The 15,557-nt window shown below is 69.1% G+C and carries 14 protein-coding genes; 12 read left to right on the forward strand and 2 right to left on the reverse strand.

Annotated elements, in window-relative coordinates; genetic code table 11:
- The 5 genes from ACH4S9_RS44100 to ACH4S9_RS44120 all read left to right on the forward strand — a co-directional run bounded on the left by ACH4S9_RS44100 (position 1) and on the right by ACH4S9_RS44120 (position 6,144).
- Positions 1-1,377, forward strand: coding sequence for an MATE family efflux transporter (locus ACH4S9_RS44100; RefSeq protein WP_398377195.1), 1,377 nt, complete (start codon positions 1-3; stop codon positions 1,375-1,377).
- Between the two features lie 119 nt (positions 1,378-1,496).
- The gene (locus ACH4S9_RS44105) at positions 1,497-3,242 is read left to right on the forward strand and encodes a non-ribosomal peptide synthetase (RefSeq protein WP_398377196.1); all 1,746 of its coding nucleotides are present in this window, start codon (positions 1,497-1,499) and stop codon (positions 3,240-3,242) included.
- 41 nt (positions 3,243-3,283) lie between these two features.
- Positions 3,284-4,480, forward strand: a complete 1,197-nt coding sequence (locus tag ACH4S9_RS44110) for an acetyl-CoA carboxylase biotin carboxylase subunit family protein (protein WP_398377198.1) — start codon at positions 3,284-3,286, stop codon at positions 4,478-4,480.
- Between the two features lie 20 nt (positions 4,481-4,500).
- Positions 4,501-5,679 (forward strand): argininosuccinate synthase-related protein, encoded by a 1,179-nt coding sequence (locus ACH4S9_RS44115; RefSeq protein WP_398377200.1) that lies wholly within the window; start codon positions 4,501-4,503, stop codon positions 5,677-5,679.
- A gap of 33 nt (positions 5,680-5,712) precedes the next feature.
- Entirely contained in the window at positions 5,713-6,144 is a 432-nt protein-coding gene (locus ACH4S9_RS44120; protein WP_311728063.1) for a VOC family protein, read from the forward strand.
- Positions 6,145-6,162: 18 nt separating this feature from the next.
- On the opposite strand, the gene ACH4S9_RS44125 is transcribed toward ACH4S9_RS44120, so the two are convergent.
- Positions 6,163-6,915 (reverse strand): helix-turn-helix domain-containing protein, encoded by a 753-nt coding sequence (locus tag ACH4S9_RS44125; protein ID WP_358845599.1) that lies wholly within the window; start codon positions 6,913-6,915, stop codon positions 6,163-6,165.
- A gap of 87 nt (positions 6,916-7,002) precedes the next feature.
- Here ACH4S9_RS44125 and ACH4S9_RS44130 point away from each other — a divergent pair, with 87 nt between their 5' ends.
- Positions 7,003-7,917, forward strand: a complete 915-nt coding sequence (locus ACH4S9_RS44130; protein WP_398377201.1) for an NmrA family NAD(P)-binding protein — start codon at positions 7,003-7,005, stop codon at positions 7,915-7,917.
- Positions 7,918-8,048: 131 nt separating this feature from the next.
- Positions 8,049-8,783, forward strand: a complete 735-nt coding sequence (locus ACH4S9_RS44135; RefSeq protein ID WP_398377202.1) for an alpha/beta fold hydrolase — start codon at positions 8,049-8,051, stop codon at positions 8,781-8,783.
- Between the two features lie 42 nt (positions 8,784-8,825).
- On the opposite strand, the gene ACH4S9_RS44140 is transcribed toward ACH4S9_RS44135, so the two are convergent.
- A complete protein-coding gene (locus ACH4S9_RS44140; RefSeq protein ID WP_398377204.1) occupies positions 8,826-9,344 on the reverse strand; it encodes a GNAT family N-acetyltransferase in 519 nt (172 codons plus the stop codon).
- On the opposite strand from ACH4S9_RS44140, the gene ACH4S9_RS44145 reads away from it, so the two are divergent.
- From ACH4S9_RS44145 to fumC, 5 genes are all read left to right on the forward strand, one after another.
- Positions 9,343-9,933 carry an XRE family transcriptional regulator gene (locus tag ACH4S9_RS44145; RefSeq protein ID WP_311728058.1) on the forward strand — a complete coding sequence of 197 codons (591 nt, stop codon included), beginning with the start codon at positions 9,343-9,345 and terminating at the stop codon, positions 9,931-9,933. The two genes, ACH4S9_RS44140 and ACH4S9_RS44145, sit on opposite strands and share 2 nt — an antisense overlap.
- Positions 9,930-11,351, forward strand: coding sequence for an MFS transporter (locus tag ACH4S9_RS44150; RefSeq protein ID WP_398377205.1), 1,422 nt, complete (start codon positions 9,930-9,932; stop codon positions 11,349-11,351). Before ACH4S9_RS44145 ends, ACH4S9_RS44150 begins: the two co-directional genes overlap by 4 nt.
- Complete coding sequence (locus ACH4S9_RS44155) at positions 11,257-12,312, forward strand: alpha/beta fold hydrolase (RefSeq protein ID WP_385342927.1); 1,056 nt, start codon at positions 11,257-11,259, stop codon at positions 12,310-12,312. The genes ACH4S9_RS44150 and ACH4S9_RS44155 overlap by 95 nt, the downstream gene beginning before the upstream one ends.
- A gap of 104 nt (positions 12,313-12,416) precedes the next feature.
- Positions 12,417-14,090: an NAD-dependent malic enzyme gene (locus ACH4S9_RS44160; protein ID WP_385342929.1), complete on the forward strand. Its 1,674-nt coding sequence runs from the start codon at positions 12,417-12,419 to the stop codon at positions 14,088-14,090.
- A complete protein-coding gene (gene fumC, locus ACH4S9_RS44165) occupies positions 14,087-15,547 on the forward strand; it encodes a class II fumarate hydratase (protein ID WP_385342931.1) in 1,461 nt (486 codons plus the stop codon). Before ACH4S9_RS44160 ends, fumC begins: the two co-directional genes overlap by 4 nt.
- Positions 15,548-15,557: the final 10 nt, after the last annotated feature.

The raw sequence follows: 15,557 nt of genomic DNA on the forward strand, positions 1-15,557 counted from the left end.
GTGACTGAGGGAAAATCCGCTCCACGCGAGGGCGACGGCAACGGCGAAGGCGGCGGCAAGGCAAGGAAGATCGCGGGCGCCGCCCTTCCGCTCTATCTGACGATGATCGCGTCATCCGCCGGCTCTCTGGTGGACACCGCGTTGCTCGGGCGGCAGGGGGCGACCTCGCTCGCGGCGTTCGCGGTGACCGTGGCGGTCTTCAGCCCCGCCGTCGCCGCCATCTCCGGCGCCATGCGCGGGGTGATGCCGTTCGTGGCCGCCAAGGACGACGATCCGGACGGCCTGTTGCCCGTGGTGCGCAACGGCATGTGGCTGGGGATCTGCGTGGGGCTGCTCGGAGCCCTCGCCGTGGCCTCGGTGCCCTTGATCAGCAGGCTCAGCGGTGTGCCCGACTCCACGCTCGACGCGCTGGGCGGCTTCCCCTACATCCTCGCTTGCAGCGCGCTGGTCACCTCCATCGGTGCCACGGCCACCTCGACACTGGTCGGCCTGGGGCAGGGGAAGCTGGTGATGCGGGCCGGCCTGACCGGCACCGCCGCCGCGGTCGTGCTGTCCCTGATCCTGGTCGGCGGCATCGGGTCGTTCGATGGCCTGGGCCTGCCGGGCGCCGGCATTGCGATGGTGGCATCCAGCCTGACCAACGCCACACTGGCGCATATCGCCCTGCGCCGGTCCACGGTGCTGGCCGGCCGGTCGCTGCGCATCGGACGGCCCCATCTGCGCGAGGTGATCAGGCTCGCGCGGGTGGGCATCCCGCTCGCGGCGACCGTGCTCATCAAGTTCGCGGTGCTGGGAGTCCTGTCCATCGCCGTGGCCCGGATCAGCAGCGACGACGCGGCGGTCCACAGCATCTCGGTGTCGCTGGTCAACCTGATGTTCACCGCCGCCGTCGCGGTGGGGCAGGCGACGGTGCCCCTGGCGGCCAAGTACGTCAAGACCGGTGATGTGCCCGAGGTGCGGCGTGGCGTGCTCGCGGGCGTCTGGGTGACGTTCTGTGCGGTGTTCGCCCTCGGCACCCTCCTCGTGGTGCTGCGGGACCCCGTGACCTCCCTGTTCACCAAGAACGCCGGCCTCCAGGACGACGTGCTGGCGATGCTTCCGTTGGTGCTCCTCGTGGTGGTGACCGACGCTTTTCAAGCGGTCTTCGGGTTCGGCCTCATCGCGATCAAGCGGACGGTGCCGAGCCTGGTCACCTTCGCGGCGTGCTACGGAGTGCTGGCCCTGGCCGCCGTACCCGTTGCCACCGCAGGCGGAATCCACGCCCTCTGGGCCACGCTGGCCGGTGCCAACGCCCTGCTCGTCGTGGGCCAGGCGTTCTTCTTCCACCAGCGCAGCGGCAGGCTGCGCGCGGTGGAGCCGGAACCGGTGAACGCCTGACCGGACACCGCGCCGTATCCGTCCCGTCATCCGTCACGTCATCCGTCACGTCACGAACCCGGGAGAACCCAGTGCCGGACACCGCCCATGCCCTTGAAGCGCCACGCAGCCTCGTCGACATGTTCGAGGCAACGGCAGCACGCCACCCCGATCGGCCCGCGGTCAGCGACGTCGAACAGACCCTCACCTACCGTGAGTTGAGCGAGCGGTCCGACGCCCTCGCCGCGTATCTCAGCGAACGCGGGGTGACGAACGAGGACCGTGTGGCGGTGTACCGCCCCCGGTCGGCGGAGCTGTTCGTCGCGCTCCTGGGCATTCTCAAGGCCCGTGCCGCCTATGTGGCGGTGGACATCCGATACCCCGACAAGCGCCGCGACCTGATGATCGAGCGGTCCGGCGCGAAGGCGGTCGTCACCGCCCCCGGCTGGGCCGGCCGCCTGGCACACCTCGGCGCCGACGTCATCGAGTGGAACAGCGAGCCGGGCAGCCCCTCCCGGCCACCCGGCGCGCGGCCCGCGCCCGACAACGCCGCCTGTGTGCTGTTCACCTCGGGATCCACCGGGATACCGAAGGCCTTCATACTCGAACACGGGAACCTGCTGGCCTTCGCGCGCAACCCCGTCATGCCGGAGCTCCTGCCCACCGACCGGACCAGCCAGATAGCCAGCGTCTCCTTCGACGCCTTCCACTTCGAGACCTGGTGCAGCTTCGCCTACGGAGCGCAGATCACCGTGATGCCCTCCATGCCGGAGCTGCTCGCCTCCGATGTGCGGCAGGAACTGGAGAGCCGCGGCATCAGCGTCATGATCGCCCCGACGATGGCGTTCAACCATGTGGGGCGCGAGAACCCCGAGACCTTCTCCTCGCTGCGTGTCCTCCAGGTCGGCGGTGGCGTCATGCACGCCTCCGCCTGCCGTGATGTGCTGGGCGGGGGCTTTCGGGGGTCGCTGTGGAATCTCTACGGACCGGCCGAGACCACCACCGGGTGCAGCGTCCACCATGTGGAGACGGTCGGTCCCGACGAGGACTCGGTGCCGATCGGGCGCGCGCTGGAGGGCTTCGACCTCTATGTGCTCGACTCCGCCCGCCGCCCGGTGCCGACCGGAGCGGCGGGGGAGCTGTACGTCGGCGGCCCCGGCGTCTCGCGCGGCTACATCGATCAGCCGGACCTGACCGAGCAGCGCTATCACCTGGACCCGTTCGCGGCCGACGGCAGCCGGATGTACGCGACCGGGGACCTGGTGCGCGAACGGTCGAACGGAGTGTTCGAGTACATCGGACGCGAGGACGACCAGGTGAAGATCCGGGGCTACCGGGTGGAACCCGCCGATGTGGAGCGCACGCTGTCGAACCACCCCGCCGTCAAGGAGGCCGTGGTCGTCGTCATCGGCACCGGCCTGGATCTGAGCCTGGTCGCCTTCGCGGCGGCCGAGGACGGGGTCACGCCGCAGGAGCTCACCCGGTACGCGGAGCGGGAACTGCCGGACTTCATGGTGCCCAGCCGCGTCCTGGTGCTGCCGATGCTCCCCGCCAACGAGAACGGCAAGCGGGACGTGGCCGTACTGGAGCGGCTGCTCGCCGAGGACCTGCACCGGCGTACGGACATGAGCCCTCCGGCCGAGGGGACCCAGCGCTATCTCGCCGATCTGTGGCAGGAGTTGCTGGGGGTCGAAGGGGTCGGCGCGCAGGACGACTTCTTCGGCGTGGGAGGGAACTCCTTGCTCGCCTACCGGACCCGCCAGCGCGTCCAGCGGGATCTGGGGATCTCGATCGGCTTCCGCGAGATCATCAACCACCCGGTCCTGAGCGACCTGGCCGGACGCATCGATGCGGCGGGCGCCGACGGTACCGGCCGGGGGGCGTAATGCGACGCGTCGCAGTCGTCCACGACATGGGTGCCGCGAGTGTGCTCGACGTCGCCGCGGCCTTCGAGGGATTCGCGATTCCGGTGTTCGTGTGCCCGGAATCGCGGAACCTGGAACAGCCGAGGGAGCTCATGGACGAGTTCGGCGTCCTGTGCGATATCGCGGGGCTGGACCTGGGCGACGCGGTCGCCCGGCTGAGAGCATGCGCCCCGGACGCCATCGTGACCTACAACGATTACCAGCTGGAGACGACGGCTGTGCTGGCCGCGGAGTTGGGGCTGCCCTTCCACTCCCTCGACGTCGTACGGGGCCTCACGCGGAAACACCTCCAGCGTGAACTGCTCAATGCGTGCGGAGCCTCCGCGATTCCGACGCGATTGGTCGGTGACCGGGCATCGGCCATGCGCGCCTTCGCTGAGATCGGCGGCCCGGCGGTACTGAAGCCGAACGTGGGCACGGGCAGCCGCAGCACCTACCGGATTCGCGACCCGGAGGAATTACGAGAGGCCTGCGCGGAGATCTTTCCACAGGGGGAAGGGGCCACGCACGAGGACTTCGTTCTGGAGCGGGAGATCCCCGGCGACCGCGGAAGCGGCCCGTGGGGAGACTATGTATCGGTGGAATCCGCGATCCAGGGCGGGCGGATCGAACACATGGCGGTGATAGGGAAATTCCCCCTGGCGAAGCCCTTCCGGGAATCCGGATCCTTCCTTCCCGCGGCACTCGCGGAGCGGGATCGGAAAGCGGTGCTGGACATCGCGACGCTCGCCCTCCAGGGCCTGGGCGTGAGTGTCGGAGTGTGCCACACGGAAATAAAGCTCTCTCCTCAGGGTCCGCAGGTGATCGAGGTCAACGGGCGGCTCGGGGGCCTCGTCAACGATCTGCTGACGCGCACCGGTGAGCTGAACGCCGTGGAGATCGCCGCTCGTCTGGCCCTGGGCGACGAAGACGCGTCGACCGGCATCGACGCGTGGGAACCGAACCAGGTCTCTTTCGTCTTCGCGAAGGCCCCGCCGGTGGAGGCGACACAGCTGCTGAGTCTGCGCGGAGCGGACGATCTCCAGGCCATGCCGGAGATCTCACGAGTGATGGTCCAGCAGGAACCCGGGGCGCGCATCGACTGGAGACAGGGGAGGCTGGCACACACCTATGTGTGCTACGGAGCGACGCGCACACATGATGATCTGGCCCGATTGCTGACGACAATGGATAACACGGTGCAGGTGGCATACAAGTGACGGGTGGAGAGCTTCAGCCGATGCGCGGCAAGGTCGTGAGATCGTTCTCGGGAATATTCCCGGAGGGTGCCGATCCGGCCCTGCCGGTGGTGACGTTGTTCAGTGGCGGCCTGGACAGCACATATCTACTGAACCGCCTGGTCGCGATGGGCGCGCCCCATGTCCACGCGGTCACCGTCGAGCTCGGTGAAGGAGAATCGCACGAGGCCAAGCAGGAGATCGCGGACCGGTTGGGAGTCCGGCTGCACGTCATGGACGGCAGACAGGAATTTGTTGATGAATTCATTCGGCCCGCGATAGCCGCCCAGGCGGTCTATCTCGACACTCACCCCATCAGTTCCTCGCTGAGCAGGCCGCTGATCGCCAGGCTGGCCATGGGCCTGGCCGAGGAGCTGGGTGCCCGGACGATACTCCACACCGCGAACCGGTCGCAGAACACGCTGCGCCGCCTCAACGGCGCTTTCGAGCTGCTCGGGTTCCCCGGACGGTACGGCAGCCCCTACGACCTGGACCCGGTGGACCGGGAACAGAAGATCCGAGAGCTCAAGGATGTCGGACTGGCACACATGGGAGAGCGCGTGGTCAGCGGCGACTCGAACCTTTGGTGCCGCGAATTCGAGTCGGGATTCCTGGACGACCCCGAGGACTACGAGGTGCCCGAGGACCTCTACCAGTGGAGCAGGCCCGGCGACACCGATGGGCGGGAGCGCCTGGAGATCGGCTTCGCCGGTGGCGCCCCGGTCTCCGTCGACGGAAACCCCCTCCCGCTGGCGGAGCTGATCGCGGCGCTGAACCTGCGCGTGGGAGCCCATGGCCTGGGGCGCTACACCGGCCTTGAACACCTCGACAGCGGAGTGAAGGTCCTGGAGATTCGCGAGATGCCGGCGGCATGGCTGCTGCTGCGCTCGTATCGGCATCTGGAGAGCGCTGTTCTGCGAGCCGAGACGATCCGCGAGAAGATGCATATCGAACAGCTGTGGGTGCGCGAGGCCATAGAAGGCCGTTGGTACGGTGAATTGCGGCGCAGCGCCCAGTCGTTCATCAACACCTGCGCGGTGGAGGTGACCGGAACCGTTCGGTGGCGGCTGAACGGCGCCCGCGTGGAAACGGACGCCATCATCGCGAAGCGGCCGCTGTATCTGCGAAACCGCGAGGACTGGGAGAAGGCTTCGGTTTCGTGTGAGCGATCCGAAACATAGGTCAATCCGGGCCGACCAAGGAGAACACCCGCCATGACAACCTCGACCACCGGACCGGCGGACCCCGCCGCCGATGTTCCGCAGTTGTTCAGGCTCAGCGTGGAAGTCGGTGATCTCGAAGAGGCCGTCGCCTTCTACGGCAGGCTGCTGGGCCTGGAGGGGCGCAGACAGCCCGGGGCGCGCTGCTACTTCCCGTGCGGACCGGTCACCCTCTCCATCCAGGACGTGTCCGCCCTGGCAGCGCCGCCGCATCCGGCGGCGAAGGCCCTGTACTTCACCGTCACGGACCTCGATGTCGTCTTCGGACGAGCCGAGGCGCTGGACTGCCTGTCCACGGAACTGGTCCACGATGCCCCGGCGGGCGCCATCGCCGTCCGCCCGTGGGGCGAACGATCGTTCTACGTCCAGGACCCCTGGGACAACCCGCTGTGCTTCGTGGAGAACGACACCGTCTACCCCGGCTAGGCACCTCCGCTGATGCGCCTAGTCGACGAGACGGCGTCGGCGGGCGCGCTGGCGGCAGGTCGGACCGCAGTAGCGGGGTGGCCGCCCGGTGGCGCGGACACGCAGCCGCGTGCCGCATTCCACGCAGTACCTCAGGGCGGTGTTTTCGTGACGCGGCAGGGGAGACGTGTCACGGAACACTTCGGATTTCGTGACGGCCTGCGTGCGCAATCCGTTCAGCAGCAGCCGCACCAGCCATGTCCCGCGTGTCGGGTCCCGGTGTGCCGAGCGCAGTGCGACACCGCCGAAGGCCAGCGCGGACAGATCGTCGGCCCGTATGTCGGCGCGTATCGCACCGGCCAGTTTCGCGTCGCGCAGCAAGCGCTCCAGCGCCTCGCGGAACCGCTGCGCCGCGGCGGTCAGCACGGCGCGCGGCCAGCCCTGGTCGGCGTTGAGCACCTCGCAGAAGCGCTGGCGGTCCACCGACCTCTCGGCCACTTCGAGCAGGAACCCGAACAACGCGTCGCCAGGCGCGGCGCGGGCGGCCCACCGGTCGGCAGCGGCCACCAACCGCTCGATGTGTTCGGCGAGCACCGCCTCGACGAGGATCTCTTTGCTCGGGAAGTGCCGGTAGACCGTCCCGGCGCCGACCCCGGCGCGCTGTGCGATCCGGCCGAGTGACACCTCCAACCCCTCCTCGGCGAACACACGCATCGCCGTGCTCAGCACGATCTCGCGGTTGCGGCGGGCATCGGCGCGCCCGGCAGGTGCCGCATCTGGTGCTGCTGTCATGTCACGAAATCCTTGTCCGCGGCCTTGAAACGGGTGGAGCATCCCGGATCACGTCCAGGATCCTCCATCAACCCCGGAAAGGGCACCATGACCACCGAGACACGCCCCAACCCCGACTCCCCGATCCTCGTCACCGGCGCCACCGGAAAGCAGGGCGGCGCCACCGCCCGGCGGCTGCTTGCCGGAGGGTGGCCGGTGCGAGCCCTGGTGCGCGATCTGACCGCGCCCGCCGCTGCCGAGCTGGCCGCCGCGGGCGCCCAACTCGTGCGCGGCGACTTCGACGATCCGGCGAGCCTGCCGCCCGCGCTCGACGGCGCCGCCGCCGTGTTCGGCATCCCGCCCCTGACCTTCGGTCCGGCCGGACCCGAAACAGCTCTCGAAGTGGCCCGCGGCCGGGTGCTGATCGACGCCGCGGCCGCGGCGGGGATCCAGCAGGTCGTGTTCAGCACCGTCGCCTCGGCAGCGGCCGCATCACGGGGCTCGGAGGGGAAAGTGCTGATCGAGGAGTATCTGCGCGACCACATCGCGCTGCCCACCGTGCTGCGCCCGGTCCGGTTCATGACCAACTATCTCGGCGCCGGGGTGACCGGCATCGACGGGATTTCCCACGGCGTACACCGGCATATCTTCCCTCCGCACGAGCCCATGCAGATCATCGCGCTGGAGGACATCGCGGAGTTCGCCGCCCTCGCGTTCGCCGATCCGCCCCGGTTCGCCGGGCGAACCCTGGAACTGGCCGGCGACGAGCCGACCCCGGTGGCGGCCGCCGCCACGATCGCCGAGGCCACCGGCCTTCCGACCCGGTACGAGCAGCTCACCGACGGCGAGGCCGCCGCGCTCAGCCCGGAGATCGCCGAGACCAGAAAGCGCTGGCAGGCCGGTGGCCGCTGGCAGGCCGACATCGAGGCACTGCGCGTCATCCACCCCGGCCTGCGCACGCTCGGCGACTGGCTCACCGCATCCGGCGCCGCCGCCATCCGCGGCCGGTTCGCCACTTCCTGATCTCCGCGCTGGTTCAGGTGGTGCGGCGAGTACGTGTGCCATGCCGTCCAGCCGTCACTCGACATTTCCGGACGGGATCTGTCCTGTATCGGCTCTACGCTCCCCGCAGCACCTCACTTCAGGGAGATCACATGGCCACCTTCGTACTCGTTCCCGGCGCCTGGCTCGGGGCATGGGCCTGGGACGACACCGCCCGCGCTCTGCGGGAGCGCGGTCACACGGCGCTGCCGTTGACGCTGACGGGCCTGGGCGAGCACGTGGACGGGGGCGGACCTCGGACGGACCTGGACACGCACATCGCGGACATCACCGGGTTCGTCGAGCGCCGCGATCTGCGCGATGTCACGCTGGTCGCCCACAGCTATGCGGCTGCCCCGGTGACCGGGGCAGCCGGACGTCTCGGCAACCGGCTGGAGCGCGTGGTCTACGTGGACAGCGCCCCGTTCACCGCGGGCATGTGCATGCTCGACCTCATGCCACCGCAGGCGGCGGACCAACTGCGCCACCAGGTCGCCGCTTCCGGTGACGGGTGGCGGCTGCCGATGCCGCCCTTCGAGGTCCTGGCCTCGTCCAGCAGCCTCGACGGGCTCGACGAGGCCAAGCGGGACGTTCTGCGCGCGCGTGCCACCCCTCAGCCATTCGGCACCTACACTCAGCGCCTCGCCGGCCCGGCCGAGCCCGTTCCCGGTGCGGACCGAGTCCTGGTCGCCTGTCATGACTTCATGGGCCTGCTGGACGCCGGGGTGCCGATGTTGGCCTCACTGAGCATGCCGCCGTGGCGGCGCTTCGACCTGCCGACCGGCCACTGGCCGATGCTGTCGGCGCCCACGCAACTCGCCGACGTCCTCGACACCGCCGTCTCCTGACCTCGCGTCGCAAGGTCCCGCAGGGCCGGCCGACGCGGCGGCTCAGGTCAGGGGCAGCCGCATGATCGTCAGGTCGAGCCATCGGCCGAACTTGGTACCGACCTCCGGAACCGTCCCGACGTGGTGAAACCCGAACCGTTCATGCAGCCGGATGGAGGGGGTGTTCTCGGCCTCGATATCGGCGATCACGACATGGTGGCCGGCCTCGCGCGCCGAGGCGATGAGGGTGGCCAGCAGTGCCGAGCCGATGCCGAGGCCGTGCCGGCCCTCGCGGACGTAGACCGAGTCCTCCACCGTGTGCCGGTATCCGTCCAGGTTCCGCCACGGGCTGTAGACCGCGAACCCGGCCGGCTCGCCCTCCACCTCGGCCACGAACGCCGATCCGCGCTCCAGGTGCGCGGCCAGCCAGGCGGCCCCCTCGGCAGGGGACTGCGGGGTCTGTGTCCACAGGGCCGTGGAGTGCTCGATCGCGTGGTTGCGGATCGCGCGTATGGCCTCCGCGTCGTCGGGGCGGGCCGGGCGCACCGCCACGGCCCGGTTTCTCTCGTATATTAGATTCATGTCCAACATAGTAGATCCTCTGGTGAGGCAGATCGCGGCCCGTATCCGCACCGAACGCGAACGCCGCAGGTGGACCCTGGCCCAGCTCGCGGATGCCTCCGGGGTCTCCCGCGCCATGATCAACCGGATCGAGCGCGGCGAGAGCAGCCCCACCGCCGTCGTCCTCGGCAAACTGTCCGCCGCCTTCCAGCTCAGTGTCGCCTCCCTGCTCGCCCTCGCCGAAGGGACCCCGGACGACACGGACGGAACCGCGGGAGTGCGCCGACAGACCGACGCGGCCGAGTGGTCCGACCCCGCCACCGGCTACCGCCGCCGCCAGATCACCGGCCCCCACTTCCCCGCGGAGATCGCCGAGATCCGCCTGCCCCCCGGGGCCCGGGTGCCGTATCCGGCCGCCGCCTTCGCCTTCATCCGCCAGGTCGTCTGGGTCCTCGACGGCCGCCTGACCTTCCACGACGGCGACACCGTCCACGAACTCGAACCCGGAGACACCATCGAACTCGGCGATCCCACCGAGCGCGTCTTCGCCAACACCACCGACACCGAGTGCCGCTACGCCGTCGTCCTCACCCGTGGCACGACACCGTGACCCGCCCCCTCACCCGGGGCGGCACGTTCCTCCTCGCCTCCATAGCCGGAACGGCGATCGCGAACAACTACGCCATCCAGCCGGCGCTCGCCGAGGTCGCCACCGACCTGGGCGTCCCGCTCTCCGTGATCGGCCTCGTTCCGACCGCCGCGCTCGCCGGCAGCATGGCCGGGTTCGCCCTCCTGCTGCCCCTCACCGACCACCTTGCCGCCAACCGCCTGGTGGCCGCACAGCTCACCGCCCTGGCCGCCGCCCTCGCCCTCGGCGCGGCCGCACCCGGCGCGGGCGTGCTCCTGGCCGCCTACCTGCTCATCGGCGCGGCCGCCGGCGTCGCGGCCCAGGCCGGCAGCATCGCGGGCCGCCACGCCCCGCCCGGGCGCCGTGGAACCGGCGTCGCCACGGTGGCCGCCGGCATGTCGGCCGGCATCCTGCTCAGCCGCCTGGCGGGAGGAGCACTCACCACCGTGCTCGGGTGGCGGCGGATGCTCCTGGTCTTCGCCGCTCTCGCCCTGCTCGGCGCGATCGCCGCCGCCACGCTCCTGCCCCGGCAGCGGCCGCACGCCCGCCGCAGTTACCGCGCCACCCTCACCGCACTTCCCCCGCTCCTGCGCCACCATCCGGAGCTGCGCCGCGCGGTGGCCACCGGTGGGCTGTGGTACTTCGCCTTCAACCTCATATGGGTCGCCCTCGCGCTGGCCCTGGCGCGGCCGCCCCACTCCCTCGACCCGACCGCCATCGGCCTGTACAGCCTGGCCGGACTCCTCGGCCTCGCCGCACTCCCGCTCACCGGACGCCTCACCGACCGGTACACCCCCCACACCGTGATCACCGCCGGCATGCTGGCGGCCGCGGCCGGAGCCGCCCTGCTGGCCACCGGTCTCGACACCCCGCCGGCCACGGCGTTCGGGCTCGCCCTCTTCGACGCCGGCTGCTTCGTCGCCCAGGCCGCCAACCAGAGCCGCATCATCGCCCTCAACCCCCGGCGCTCCGGCAGCCTCAGCAGCGTCTACCTGGTGCTGTACTTCACCATCGGCGCCATCGGCACCGCCCTCGCGGCCCCCCTCCTCAACACCCTCGGCTGGCAGGGCACCACCCTCACCGCCCTCGCCGCGCTACTCCTCGCCGCGGCCCTCGGGCGCACCGGCGCGGAACCACCCGGGTGGAGCAGCTTACGGCTCGCCAGTGTTGCGCCGTCACTCCGACGGATGTTGAGTGGCGGCGAGAAGCCCGAGCTCGGACGTCGGGCGAACGCGATTCCCCACGCTTTCATTGAGCCACGTCATTCAGGGTCTGCCGTGTCGCCTCGAACGAGGAGATTCGCCGATGGAAACATCCGAGGGAATCACACACAGCCGTCGCCACTTCCTCGGCGCCGCTGCCGCGGCTGCCGTGGCGGCCCAATTCGGCATGACTGGTGACACGCAAACGCAGTCCGAAACGGGAAGACCTGTGGCGCCTCTCGGGATCAAACCCGGGACTGGCACATCCTTCGGTCCGGTGAAGCAAATCGATGCCGGTGACCTGAACGTGGGATACGTCGAAGCCGGACCCGTGAACGGGCGGCCGGTCATACTGCTCCACGGTTGGCCCTACGACATCCACAGCTATGTTGCGGTCACGCCCTTGCTCGCCGCGCAGGGATACAGAGTTGTCGTCCCCTATCTGCGCGGCCACGGCACAACGCGATTCCTTTCGAGTAAAACACCCAGGAACGCCCAGCAATCGGCGTTCGCTCTCGACATCATCGCCCTGATGGATGCCCTCAAGATCGAGAGGGCCGTCCTCGCCGGGTACGACTGGGGGTCACGGACGGCCGACATCATCGCGGCTCTCTGGCCGGAGCGCTGCAAGGCGCTGATCTCGGTCACCGGGTATCTGATCGTCAATGTCGAAGCCAACAAGACGCCGACGCCACCGAAGAGTGAATGGGCATGGTGGTACCAGTATTACTTCGCAACGGAAAGAGGCGTGCTGGGCCTCAAGAAGTACCGCCACGATTTGGCCGAGCTGGTATGGAGGTTCAACTCTCCGACGTGGAAGTTCGACAGGGCGACCTTCGACCGCACGGCAGCGGCCTTCGACAATCCCGATTATGTCAGCATCGTGATCGACAATTATCGCTGGCGGCTCGGCCTGGCCAAGGGGGAACCCAAGTACGCGGCCATCGAGAAGCGCCTTGCTGCGGCCCCGGTCATCAAAGTGCCGACGATCACCATTGACGGAGCGTACGATCCATTCACGCCCCCGGGACATGGCTCGGCCTATCGCAAGAAGTTCACGGGCAAATACGCGCACCAGACCCTCAAGGTGGGACACAATGTTCCGCAGGAGGCTCCGCGGGCCTTCGCGAAGGCCGTCGTCACGGTCGATGGATTCTGATCGCGTTCCGCTTCGGCTGAAGTCGCAGGCCGGGCTGCCGGTGGTTAACCTGAAGTCATACCCCGCACCGGACATGAGACGGAATTCGCACTGAGGAGAATCTCATGACCGAGAGCAACTCGCGGACCCCGGCCACCCCCGCCGCGCTGGCCGATCCGCTGCGCAACCGCGGTGTCGCCTTCACCCGGGGGCAGCGAGCGGCCCTCGGGCTCACCGGACGGCTGCCGCCCGGAGTACTCACCCTCGACCAGCAGGCTCAGCGCGCCTACCAGCAGTTGAATGCCCAGGGCAGCGACCTCGCCAAGAACGTCTATCTGGAACAGCTCCACGACCGCAACGAAACCCTGTACTTCAAGGTTCTCGCCGAGCATCTCGTGGAGCTGCTGCCCATCGTCTACGACCCCACCGTGGGCGAGGCCATCGAGAAGTACTCCCACGAGTACCGCCACCCTCGAGGCATCTACCTGTCCATCGAGCATCCGGACGACATGGAAAGGGCCTTCGCCACGCTCGAACTCGGGCCCGAGGACGTCGACCTGATCGTGTGCACCGACGCGGAGGAGATCCTGGGCATCGGTGACTGGGGCGTCGGGGGAATCCAGATCTCGGTCGGCAAGCTGGCGGTGTACACGGCGGCCGCCGGCGTGGACCCGCGCCGGGTCGTACCCGTGTCGCTGGATGTGGGCACGGACCGGAAGTCGCTGTTGGACGACCCGCTGTACCTGGGCAACCGGCGCCCTCGCGCCCGCGGCGCCGACTACGACGCGTTCGTGGAGAAGTACCTGGAGACCGCATCGTCCATGTTCCCCAACGCGTTGCTGCACTTCGAGGACTTCGGCCCCAGCAACGCGCGACGGATCCTGGAGCAGTACGGCGGACGCTACCGGATCTTCAACGACGACATGCAGGGCACGGGCGCCATCACGCTCGCTGCCGTGCTGTCGGCCGTCGAAGTGAGCGGTGTGCGAATGCGGGACCAGACATTGGTCGTCTTCGGGGCCGGTACCGCGGGGGTGGGCATCGCCGACCAGCTGCGTGACGCCATGATCCGCGACGGCGCGGACCCGGAGTCGGCCGCCGCCCATGTGTGGCTGATCGACAAGCAGGGGCTGCTCACCCGGGACATGGACGACCTGCGTGACTTCCAGCGGCCCTACGCGCACGATCCTGCCCGGGTCGCGGACTGGGCGAGGGACGACGGCGCGATCTCGCTGCTGGAAACCGTGCGCCGGGTCAAACCCACGATCCTGCTGGGCACTTCCACCGTGCACGGGGCGTTCACACGCGAGGTCGTCGAGGCCATGTCCGAGGGCACCGAGCGGCCGATCATCTTTCCGATCTCCAACCCCACCTCCCGGATCGAGGCCATGCCCGCCGATGTCATCGCCTGGTCCGAGGGCAAGGCACTGGTGGCCACCGGCATCCCCGTTCCGCCCGTGGAGTACGACGGCGTGACCTACCACATCGGGCAGGCGAACAACGCCCTGCTCTACCCGGGGCTGGGCCTGGGCACGATCGTCTCCGGAGCGTCCCAGGTGACCCCGGGCATGCTGCTCGCGGCGGCACGCGCGGTCGCGGACCAGGTCGACGCGACCGGGAGGGGTGCCTCACTGCTGCCACCCGTGGAGAACCTCCGCGAGTCCTCGGCGATCACCGCGACCGCCGTGGTCGAGGCGGCGCTCGACGAGGGCGTGGCCACCTGCAAGCCGACCGACCCCGCGGAAACCGTCCGCGATGCCATGTGGCAGCCCGTCTACACCGACGGAGTGCGCTCATGACCACCCGTCAGGACGGCGACAGCAAGGCCCCGAAGATCCTCGACATCCCCGTCGGCCTGGCCGCGACCGGCACCCGGCGGGAGACCGACTCGATGGGCGCCATCGACGTTCCCGCCGATCGCTACTGGGGTGCGCAGACCCAACGGTCCCTGATCCACTTCTCCATCGGCGACGACCGGATGCCCACAGCGGTCTACCACGCCTACGGCCACGTCAAGAAGGCCGCCGCCGTCGTCAACGGACGCGCCGGACGACTGCCGGCCTGGAAGAGCGGCGTGATCCAGCGGGTGGCCGACGAAGTCATCGCGGGCGAGCTGGACCAGCACTTCCCGCTGTATGTGTGGCAGACGGGCTCCGGGACCCAGTCCAACATGAACACCAACGAGGTGATCAGCAACCGCGCCATTCAACTGGTCGGCGGCGAACTGGGCAGCAAGTCCCCCGTCCACCCCAACGACCACGTCAACATGGGGCAGTCATCCAATGACACCTTCCCCACCGCCATGCACATCGCCGCGGTCAAGGAGATCCACGAGCACCTGCTGCCCAGCGTGCGGGCGCTGCACCAGGCCATCGAGGCCAAAGCCCGGCAGTGGCACGACGTGGTGAAGATCGGCCGCACCCACCTGGAGGACGCGGTCCCGCTCACCGTGGGGCAGGAGTGGTCCGGCTACGCCCACCAGCTCAAACAGGCGATCGACCGGGTCACCGGATCCGCCGAGGGACTGTACGAGCTGGCCATGGGCGGCACCGCGGTCGGCACCGGGCTCAACGCCCCGCCCGGATTCGGCGAGCAGGTCGCCGCCGAGATCGCCTCCGCGACCGGCTTCCCGTTCACCACGGCCGCGAACAAGTTCGCGGCCCAGGGCGGTCTGGACGCCGTGGTCGGCGCCTCCGCCGGGCTGAGGGCGCTTGCCGTGCCGCTGATGAAGATTGCCAACGACATCCGCTGGCTGGCCTCCGGACCCCGCTGCGGCCTGGCTGAACTGGACCTCCCGGCGAACGAGCCCGGCTCCTCGATCATGCCGGGCAAGGTCAATCCGACCCAGTGCGAGGCGATGGTCATGGTCTGCATCCAGGCGCTGTCCGAGGACTCCGCCATCGCTTTCGCCGGCTCACAAGGCAACTTCGAGCTCAACGCCATGCGCCCGGTCATCATCAACAATTTCCTGCACGCGGCCACGATCCTCGCCGATGCCTGCACCAAGATGCGGGAGTACTGCGTCGAGGACGCCGAACTCAACCGGGACCGGATCGACAGCTATGTCGACCGGTCACTCATGCTGGTCACCGCGCTCTCTCCGGTGATCGGCTACGACAAGGCCTCGGCGATCGCCCACAAGGCCGACGACGAGGCCACCACCCTGCGCGACGCGGCGCTGGCCTCCGGCTACATCAGCGCCGAGGACTTCGACCAGATCGTCAGACCCGCCACCATGGTCGGCCAGGAACCCTGAGGCGCCGCCT

The sequence above is a fragment of the Streptomyces sp. NPDC021225 genome (genome assembly GCF_044332865.1).
GTDB lineage: Bacteria > Actinomycetota > Actinomycetes > Streptomycetales > Streptomycetaceae > Streptomyces.